Origin of the sequence: Kocuria sp. NBRC 114282, from assembly GCF_030268385.1 — a bacterium.
Taxonomy (GTDB): Bacteria; Actinomycetota; Actinomycetes; order Actinomycetales; family Micrococcaceae; genus Kocuria; species Kocuria palustris.
The window spans coordinates 1-9,007 of sequence record NZ_BSQO01000013.1 but is presented as its reverse complement, the minus strand read 5'-3'; the positions used below and the strand labels follow the sequence as shown (position 1 = coordinate 9,007).

At 71.1% G+C, this 9,007-nt stretch carries 7 protein-coding genes; 1 reads left to right on the top strand and 6 read right to left on the bottom strand.

Annotated features, from left to right (window positions below; genetic code table 11):
• Positions 1–189: 189 nt before the first annotated feature.
• From QSJ40_RS12360 to QSJ40_RS12335, 6 genes are all read right to left on the bottom strand, one after another.
• The gene (locus QSJ40_RS12360) at positions 190–777 is read right to left on the bottom strand and encodes a phospholipase A2 (protein WP_285731285.1); all 588 of its coding nucleotides are present in this window, start codon (positions 775–777) and stop codon (positions 190–192) included.
• Positions 778–863: 86 nt separating this feature from the next.
• Positions 864–1,043 carry a Txe/YoeB family addiction module toxin gene (locus QSJ40_RS12355; protein WP_285731283.1) on the bottom strand — a complete coding sequence of 60 codons (180 nt, stop codon included), beginning with the start codon at positions 1,041–1,043 and terminating at the stop codon, positions 864–866.
• A 155-nt stretch (positions 1,044–1,198) separates the two neighbouring features.
• Positions 1,199–1,969 (bottom strand): GntR family transcriptional regulator, encoded by a 771-nt coding sequence (locus QSJ40_RS12350; protein WP_285731281.1) that lies wholly within the window; start codon positions 1,967–1,969, stop codon positions 1,199–1,201.
• Between the two features lie 40 nt (positions 1,970–2,009).
• On the bottom strand, positions 2,010–3,752 hold the full coding sequence (locus tag QSJ40_RS12345) for an acetyl/propionyl/methylcrotonyl-CoA carboxylase subunit alpha (protein WP_285731279.1): 1,743 nt from the start codon (positions 3,750–3,752) through the stop codon (positions 2,010–2,012).
• Between the two features lie 10 nt (positions 3,753–3,762).
• Positions 3,763–5,487 carry a 5-oxoprolinase subunit B/C family protein gene (locus QSJ40_RS12340; protein WP_285731277.1) on the bottom strand — a complete coding sequence of 575 codons (1,725 nt, stop codon included), beginning with the start codon at positions 5,485–5,487 and terminating at the stop codon, positions 3,763–3,765.
• On the bottom strand, positions 5,484–6,266 hold the full coding sequence (locus tag QSJ40_RS12335; protein WP_271403813.1) for a LamB/YcsF family protein: 783 nt from the start codon (positions 6,264–6,266) through the stop codon (positions 5,484–5,486). Before QSJ40_RS12335 ends, QSJ40_RS12340 begins: the two co-directional genes overlap by 4 nt.
• Before the next feature lie 165 nt (positions 6,267–6,431).
• Here QSJ40_RS12335 and QSJ40_RS12330 point away from each other — a divergent pair, with 165 nt between their 5' ends.
• On the top strand, positions 6,432–8,495 hold the full coding sequence (locus QSJ40_RS12330) for an NADPH-dependent 2,4-dienoyl-CoA reductase (RefSeq protein ID WP_285731273.1): 2,064 nt from the start codon (positions 6,432–6,434) through the stop codon (positions 8,493–8,495).
• Positions 8,496–9,007 lie beyond the last annotated feature (512 nt).

The following is a 9,007-nucleotide window of genomic DNA, read 5'->3' as shown; positions in this document are numbered from 1 at the left end:
ACTTCACGGCGAGATCGGCATGATCCCGCCCGTCGAGCTCGAGGACACCTACCATCACAACCACCCCGCACCGGCACCCGCCGACGCGGCACTTGCGAGCCTCTAACAAACCCGGGGCGATTCACCTATCGGGCGGCGGTCGTGATCAGCGCGATCCTGACATGGCTACGCCGATAAAGGAGACATGCCCTAGTTGTTCAGCCCCTGCCCCTCGTAGAAGGCTCCGCCCGCATTTCGCACCGCGTAGTGGTAGACATCGGCCACCCCGAGGCACGCGTTGCGGCGGATCGTCTCGGTGGGGTAGGCCCGGGTGCAGCTGGCCTTGAGCCCGGAGAGGAACACCGCATCGCAGTCCATGCGATTCACGAAGCTCGTGGACGAATAGCACCGATCGTGATCGTCGCAGGTGGGCTTGAAATCAGCGCGCCCCCACTGATCCGGTGAATAGCTGCAGCCGTTGGTCTCGTCGGTCGCCGCTGCCAGAGGAGCAGCGGAGGCCTGAGGTATAGCGGAAGTCTGAGCCAGGCGGAGGGATGATGACCCTCCGGTGAGCCGCACGATCTCCTGGATCTCCGCCTGACTCGAGATCGCGTCGAGCTCGACGATCTCCTGGGGCGTGAAGTTCCGCAGCAGGACGTCGTACTGCTTCTTGGTGATGTCCCCGCCCGTCGGCGACGCAGTGGATGCCGCCGTGGCCGCGGATGCCCCCGCCGCGGTCGATGCCAGCAGCACCACGGACGCAAGAAGAGTGATCGGTCGGCGCGCAACGGTCTTCATGGCATGCCCCTTCGGTGGAGAATATGAGCTCCCACTAGGGGATACAGTCTCAGACTGTAGCGCAGCTCACCACGCGCAGGCCCATCTCAGCGGCCGTAGTGGTAGCGGCACTGGGCTATCAGCACACGATCCTCGACGACCTTGCAGACCAGTCGGTGCTCATCGGTGATCCGCGGCGACCAGAAGCCGCCGAAGTCGTGCTTGAGCGCTTCGGGCTTGCCGATGCCTTCATTGCTGTTGCGCTGGCGCGATTCGGAATAGGTCATCGTCTTCATTCGACGTCCTTGTACAAGAATTTGTACAGCCCGAGGGGCTCGCCGACGAGGGGTGCCTCAACCCTGTCCGACGGTGGCGAGCTGTCGGCGGGCGGCGGGGCGCCCCAGGAAGAGCCCGCCCAACGAGCCCAGCAGCGGCAGGGCGATCACGAGCAGGACCCAGACGGCCTTCCGCTCGCCGGTGATGGCCGGCTGCAGGAGGAGCGGCCCCACAGCTCCAGGATCGTGCGCCGGGAGTCGCGGAGGTACTCACCGATCCGGTCGGCGGCCTCGGCATCGCGCTCCTGCGCCACGAGCTCCACGAGCGCCGCGTTGCGCTCGACCCACGGCTGGTGGAACGCCGGAGTGTCATCGAGCGTGTGGAAGAGCAGGCGCAGCTCGGACTGCACCTGCTTCATGAGCCCGAGCTGCCGGTGCGAGTCGGACAGCGAGACGACGGCCCGATGGAAGGCGTCGTTGCCCTCGGCCATGGCCGCGACCTGCCCCGCGTCGCGGGCCCAGCGACCGGTCTCCACAGCGGCGGTCATCTGCTCGACCGCACGACCACGCGTCCCCGCCTCCGGCCAGCGCAGCGCCGCCCCCTCCAGGGCCAGCCGGGCGCGGAAGAGCTGATGGACCGTGGTCTCATCCGGCAGGCACACACGGATGCCGCGGTGGCGCTCGCGCTCGACCAGGTGCTCCTGCTCGACCTCGTCGAAAGCCGCGCGCAGGGAGTTGCGGGAGATGCCCAGCACGGCCGCCAGGCGTTCCTCGGGCAGCCGGGCGCCCGGTCGCAGGAGGCCCGTGACGACGCCGCGGCGCAGCACCTCGGCTCCGCGCGCGACCGCGCCCCGACCCTCGTGCTCCGCGTCCACCGCATCGCGCACCGGCGCGAGCACGGTCATGTCAGGCAGCGGCACCTCCATCTCGATGGTCATGAGCTCATCGTGCCAGTCGGCGTCAGGATGACCTCCCGTGTCATGACGTGATGCGGCCGAGCATCTGTCCGGCCGTCACGGCATCGCCCTCGGCCACGCCCCTCTCGGACAGGGTGCCCGCGCACGGCGCAGCCACCTTCGACTCGGTCTTCATGACCTCAAGCACCAGGAGGTCGTCGCCGACCTCCACCTGCGCGCCCTCCTCGACGAGCCACTTCAGGACCGTGCCGCCCACACCGGCCTTGACCGCGCCGTCGTCGTGGCCCTCAGCGGACTCCGACGACGCCTGCCCGCCGGACTCGAGCGCCGCGGCCAGCGCCTTGGGCACGCCCAGCATCACGCGGCGGCCGTCGATGTCCACGCTGAACCGTGAGCGGCCCAGCTCGGCGGCGCGCAGGTAGTCGGCCTCGTAGCCGTCGTCGGCGCTGAGGCGCTCGGCGAACTCGGTCTCGATCCAGGCCGTGTGGACGGTGAAGTCCTGGGCCTCCTCGGCCGTGAACTCGGGCGCCTCGATCGCGGCCCGGTGGAACGGGACCGTGGTGGCCACGCCGTGGATGCGGATCTCGGCCAAGGCACGACGGGCCCGTCGCAGCGCGGACTGCCGATCCGCGCCGTGCACGATCAGCTTGAGCAGCATCGAGTCGAAGGTCGTGGCGACCTCCTGGCCGGCGCGCACGCCGGAGTCCAGGCGGATGCCGGGGCCGGTGGGGGCGTCGATCGCCTCGATACGCCCGCCGCCGGGCAGGAAGCCGCGACCCGGGTCCTCCGCGTTGATGCGGAACTCGAAGGCGTGGCCCTGCGGCTGCGCGCCCAGGCCCTCGGGCAGGTGCCCGCCGTCGGCCACGAGCAGCTGCAGCTGGACCAGATCCGCGCCGTAGACCTCCTCGGTGATCGGGTGCTCGACCTGCAGGCGGGTGTTGACCTCCAGGAAAGAGATCAGCCCGTCGCGTCCCACCAGGAACTCGGCGGTGCCCACGCCCACATACCCGGCCTCGCGGCAGATCTCGGCGGCGGCGGTGTGGATCCGCTCGCGCTGCTCGTCGCTCAGGAACGGCGCCGGGGCCTCCTCCACGAGCTTCTGGTGGCGGCGCTGCAGCGAGCAGTCGCGGGTGCCGAGCACGGCCACGCCGCCGTGGGAGTCGCAGACCACCTGGGCCTCGACGTGGCGCGGCTCGTCCAGGAAGCGCTCCACGAAGCACTCGGGGCGCCCGAACGCGCTCTGGGCCTCGCGGGCGGCCGAAGCGAAGGCGTCCTCGACCTCGGAGAGCTCGCGGACCACGCGCATGCCGCGCCCGCCGCCGCCGTGAGCGGCTTTGATGATCACGGGCAGCCCGTGCTCCTCGGCGAAGGCGGTGGCCTCAGCACCCGAGGCCACCGGGCCGTCGGTGCCCGGGACCAGCGGGGCCCCCACGGTGCGGGCGATGTCGCGAGCCTGGACCTTGTCGCCGAGCTTCTCGATGGTCTCGGGCTTCGGTCCGATCCAGGTCAGGCCGGCGTCGATGACTCCGCGGGCGAACGAGGCGTTCTCGGACAGGAACCCGTAGCCGGGGTGGACGGCGTCTGCACCGGCGCGCTGAGCGATCGCCAGGATCGCCTCCTGATCCAGGTAGGTCTCGGTCGGGCTGGTGCCCTCGAGCGCGTAGGCCTCGTCGGCCAGGTGGACGTGCGGGGCGTCGGCGTCGGGGTCGGCGTAGACGGCCACCGAGCTCAGGCCGGCCTCGGCGCAGGCGTGGATGATGCGCACGGCGATCTCGCCGCGGTTGGCGATCAGGACCTTCTGCACGATGGTCTCCTCAGTGGTTCTCGGCAGCAGGCGCTGCGACGGTGTCGGTGGAAGCGGTGGTGGCGGGCTCAACGGCGATGAAGCGCACCGTCCTGCCGGGAGCGGCCTGGGCCATGAGGTCCAGATCGGCCTCGAGCACGCAGGCGATGACCGGGTAGCCGCCGGTCACGGGGTGGTCTCTCAGGAACACGACGGGCAACCCGGAGGCCGGGACCTGGATGCTGCCGGGCACGGTGCCCTCGCTGGGCAGCTCGCGCTCGATGCTGCGAGCCAGCTCGCGGCCCTCGAGTCGGGCGCCCACGCGATCGGAGGCCGCCGCGACGGTCCACTCCTGCTCCTGGAAGGACTCCAGGGCCTCGGGCGTGAACCAGTCGTCGCGCGGGCCCAGGACCACGCGGACCTCCAGCGGCCCGCTCGGCGGAGTCGGCGGGGCAACCGCAGCGCCGGCGACCTCGAGCGGCCAGTCCACGGCGGTGCCGGGATCGCGGCCCACGGCCAGGCGATCGCCGTCGGACAGCGCCGCGGGGCCGAGCCCTGCGAGAGTGTCGGTCGCACGGCTGTCGATGACCGCAGGGGTCTCGATGCCGCCGCGCACAGCCACATACACGCGCAGCCCGTCCGAGGGAGCTCCCACACGCAGCGTCTGGCCGTCCTTGAGGGCGAAGGGCAGACCGGGGCGCGGGCGCCAGCCCCGCTCGGGCGTCGGAGCGCTCACCGTCTGCTCGGCCGGCTCGGACTGCTCGATCGCAGACCTGTCAGACGATTCCGACGTCGGCGCCGGCACGACCTCGAGCTCCACGGCAGCGCCGGTGACGGCCAGGACCTGATCGCCCGCAGCGCGCAGGCTCAGACCGCCGAGCACGCTTTCCAGACATGCCGTATCCGGCATATTGCCGACCAGGCGGGCTGCTCGATCAGCGGCGGCACGGTCCAGAGCCCCGGAGGAGGAGATCCCCACGTCGGCGCGACCCGGCCGGCCGCGGTCCTGGATCAGCGCCTGCAGCCCGGCGGTCTCGACCACCAGGTGATCCGCGGGATCGACCTCGATCGGCTCCGGGTCTGCGGCCGGCTGGATCTCCACGGCCTCGCGCACCGCCCGGTACGTCAGGCGGTCACCCGGGGCCAGCAGCGCCGGCGGATCCTGGGTCAGATCGACCATGGGCGTCGTCGTGCGCCCCAGCAGCTGCCAGCCGCCCGGGGAGCTGCGTGGGTAGACCGCCGAGAACTGCCCGGCCAGCGCCACCGAGCCGGCGGGCACGGCGGTGCGAGGCGAGCTGCGGCGCGGGATCTCGGGCGTGTCGCGCAAGGCATCGGGCAGCTCGAGGCCATCCACGGACTCCAGCGATCGAGCGCAGTAGAGGAAGCCCGGAGCGAAGCCGGCGAACGCCGCGATCCAGGGCTCGGCAGTGTGCCACTCGATCAGCCCGTCGGCAGAGACGCCCAGGGATTCGGCCAGCTCGTGAAGGTCCTCGCCGTCGTAGACGACGTCCAGCGCGATCTCCCGGCCCGGCTGATCCGCCAGTGAGCCCCGGGGGATGCGTGCGAGCGCGGCCTCCAGCGCAGGACGGTCGCTCGTGCGGATCAGCACGGTCGAGGCGCCGCCCACCCCGCGGAAGCCCTGCTCGGACAGCACGGCATGCACGGCCACGGCGTCGGCCAGGTCGGCGCACTCGATGAGCAGCGAGTGATCGGCGACCGGGCGCAGGGCGCGGGACGGAGCGTCGGCGGGACTCACGAGAGGAACGACCGCTGCTCGACGCCGGCCTCGGACAGCGCCGCCGAGACCTGCCGGGCGATCTCGAGAGCTCCGGGGGTGTCGCCGTGGACGCAGATCGATTCGGCATCCACGGAGATGGTGGAGCCGTCGATCGCGGTGACCGTGCGCTGGGTGGCCATCTGGACCACGCGGGCGGAGATCTCGGCCGGATCGTGCAGCACCGAGCCCTCCTCGCGGCGGGAGACCAGACGGCCCTCCGGCGTGTAGGCGCGGTCGGCGAAGGCCTCGCGAACCGTGGGGATGCCGGCGGCCGCGGCCTGGCGCTCGATCTCGGAGTCGGGCAGGACCAGGATCGGCAGCTCGTCGCCGAGCTCCGCGAGCGCCCGCACGACGGCTCCGGCATGGGCCTCGTGGTGGCCGATCGTGTTGTAGAGCGCGCCGTGGGGCTTCACGTAGCGGACCTGCGCGCCCACCGAGCGGGCGCAGGCCTGCAGGGCGCCGATCTGGTAGATCACCTGATCCGTGAGCTCCGAGGGCACCACATCGATGAAGCGGCGCCCGAAGCCTTTGAGGTCGTCGTAGCTGACGTGGGCGCCGATGGCCGCCCCGCGCTGCGAGGCGATGCGGCAGGTCTCGCGGGCGACCGACGGATCGCCTGCGTGGAAGCCGCAGGCCACGTTCGCGCTGGAGACGACCTCGAGGATCTCGGCTCCGTCCGGCATGGACCAGGAGGTCAGCGACTCCCCGCAGTCGGCGTTGAGATCGATCCGGGGCTGCCCGGAAGTGATGGCGCTCATGGAAGTCGGCCTCCTTGCTGTGGTTGGAACAGGATGGACCATTGAGGGCGATTGTTCAACAATCGAATGTGATGTTCGCTACTGCTGACGCTTCGTCACTATGATGGCGCAGATCACATACCCCACTGCATCGACCTGCTGAGAGTCGTCGCACCCAGGAGCAGCATGACCGAGCACCCCCGCCTCTCCGCCCCCCTGAGCATCGGGAGGCTGGAGCTTCCCCACCGCATCCTCATGGGCTCCATGCACACAGGTATGGAGGACGATCCCGAGCAGTTCCCCGAGCTCGCCGCGTACTTCGCCGAGCGCGCCCGCGGCGGAGCCGGCCTGATGATCACCGGCGGCTTCAGCCCCAACGGCGAAGGCCGCCTCACCCCCGGGGGCGGCCAGCTCTCGGATCCCGCCCAGGCGGCCCATCACCGGATCCTCACCGACGCCGTCCACGAGGCCGGCGGCCTGCTGGCCCTGCAGATCCTGCACGCGGGGCGCTATGCCTATCACCCGAAGGCGGTCTCCGCCTCGGCCACGCAGTCCCCCATCAGCCCGTTCCCCGCCCGAGAGCTGACCGACGAGCAGGTCCGGGCCGCGATCCAGGACTTCGCCCGCTGCGCCGTGCTCGCCCAGGAGGCCGGCTACGACGCCGTCGAGATCATGGGCTCGGAGGGCTACCTGCTCAACCAGTTCCTGGCCCAGCGCACGAATCAGCGCGACGACGAGTGGGGCGGCGACGCCCAGCGCCGTCGTCGCTTCCCGGTGGAGGTCGTGCGCGCGGTGCGCGCCGCGGCACCCGAGCTGCCGATCATCTACCGGATCTCCCTGATGGACCTGGTCGACGGCGGCCAGGCCTGGGAGGACGTCGTCGCGCTGGCCCACGAGCTGGAGGACGCCGGCGTCGACGTCTTCAACACCGGCATCGGCTGGCACGAGGCCCGCGTGCCCACGATCGTCACGAGCGTCCCGCGCGCTGTCTTCACGGAGGCGACCGCCGCGCTGAAGGCCGAGGTCTCGGTGCCGGTCGCGGCGTCGAACCGCATCTCCATGCCGCAGGACGCGGAAGCGATCCTGGCCGAGGGCCAGGCCGATCTGGTGTCCATGGCGCGGCCCTTCCTGGCCGATCCCGCCTGGGTCCGCAAGGCTCTCGAGGGCCGCGAGGACCAGATCAACACGTGCATCGCCTGCAACCAGGCCTGCCTGGACCACACGTTCTCCCAGAAGCGGGCCTCCTGCCTGGTGAACCCGCGGGCGGGCCGGGAGACGACCCTGGTGCTGGAGCCCACGCGCACCGCGCAGCGGGTGGCGGTGGTCGGCGCCGGCCCGGCCGGACTGGCCACCGCGGTGGCCGCCGCCGAGCGCGGTCATCGGGTGGAGCTCTTCGAGGCCCAGGACCACCTGGGCGGGCAGTTCGCCCTGGCCCAGCGCATCCCCGGCAAGGAGGAGTTCGCCGAGACCCTGCGCTACTTCACGCAGCGCCTCGAGGACCTGGGGGTGGCGGTGCGCACGGGGCACCGGGTGAGCGCCCAGGAGCTGATCGACGGCGGCTGGGACCACGTCATCCTGGCCACGGGTGTGGAGCCGCGGGTCCCCGAGATCGAGGGGCTCGAGCATCCGTCGGTCATCACCTATCCGGACCTGGTCAGCGGACGCCGCCAGGCCGGCGAGCGCGTGGCCGTGATCGGCGCCGGCGGCATCGGCGTGGACGTGTGCGAGTTCCTGACCCACACCGGCCCTCAGCCCACGCGCGTGGAGGACTGGCAGAAGGAATGGGGCGTGGCTCCGCTCAGCGGCCCCGACGCCCAGATCGGCGGGCTGCGCAAGCCCGAGCCGGAGCCGTCGCCGCGCCAGGTGCACCTCATCCAGCGCCGCACGTCCTCGATCGGCAAGGACCTGGGCGTCACGACCGGCTGGGTCCACCGCGCGGCCCTGCGGGCACGCGGCGTCCACCAGATCACCGGCGCGCAGTACGTGCGCATCGACGACGACGGCCTGCATCTCACGGTGCCCGCCGAGGACTCGTCCGGCACCGATGCCGCCGACGCCCCGCGCGAACCGCTGGTGCTGCCCGTGGACTCGGTGATCCTGTGCGCCGGCCAGGTCTCCCAGCGCGAGCTCGTGGAGCCCCTGGAGCACTCCGGCATCAGCCTGCACATCATCGGTGGGGCGGATGTGGCCGCCGAGCTCGACGCCAAGCGCGCGATCAAGCAGGGCGTGGAGGTCGCTGCTGCGCTGTGAGCATGCAGGTGCTGGCCCGGCACCGTCACCGGGTCGAGCAATCCCCGGACAGCGAAGGAGTGCCAAGCCCTACAGCCGCCCTCGGGAGACAGCAACCCTGCCCCGAGCGAGCGACCAGAGCTGCGCGCACATGCCGCCACTGCACAGGAGTAACGCCCTGAGCCGTTGTCAGCCGCTCTTCAGCGGCCAACCGATGCGACCGACCGACCGACCGGGCTGGTCCCCACATCAACTGAACTGACGATGCCTTGAACGTCCCCACCACACCCCACGTGTGTCCGGGGCGTCCAAGGCATCGCCCTGCCCTCCGCTCCCTCCGCTCCCTCCCAGGCTGGCCCGGGGTTGCAAGACACCCCAGCACTACAGACAAGCTCAGCAAGGCGGAGTGAATCGCCCCGGGTCTGGTGGAGGCTCTGAATCCACGGGAGGATGAGGAGCATGGCAGCACCGAGGAAGTACCCCGACGAGCTTCGGGAGAGAGCCACGAGGATGGCAGTTCAGTCACGGCGCGA

What these genes read in the sequence shown, in the direction of transcription:
- QSJ40_RS12360 (WP_285731285.1), bottom strand. Translation starts at nt 777, where the DNA reads ATGAAGACCGTTGCGCGCCGACCGATCACTCTTCTTGCGTCCGTGGTG.
- QSJ40_RS12355 (WP_285731283.1), bottom strand. Translation starts at nt 1,043, where the DNA reads ATGACCTATTCCGAATCGCGCCAGCGCAACAGCAATGAAGGCATCGGC.
- QSJ40_RS12350 (WP_285731281.1), bottom strand. Translation starts at nt 1,969, where the DNA reads ATGACCATCGAGATGGAGGTGCCGCTGCCTGACATGACCGTGCTCGCG.
- QSJ40_RS12335 (WP_271403813.1), bottom strand. Translation starts at nt 6,266, where the DNA reads ATGAGCGCCATCACTTCCGGGCAGCCCCGGATCGATCTCAACGCCGAC.
- QSJ40_RS12330 (WP_285731273.1), top strand. Translation starts at nt 6,432, where the DNA reads ATGACCGAGCACCCCCGCCTCTCCGCCCCCCTGAGCATCGGGAGGCTG.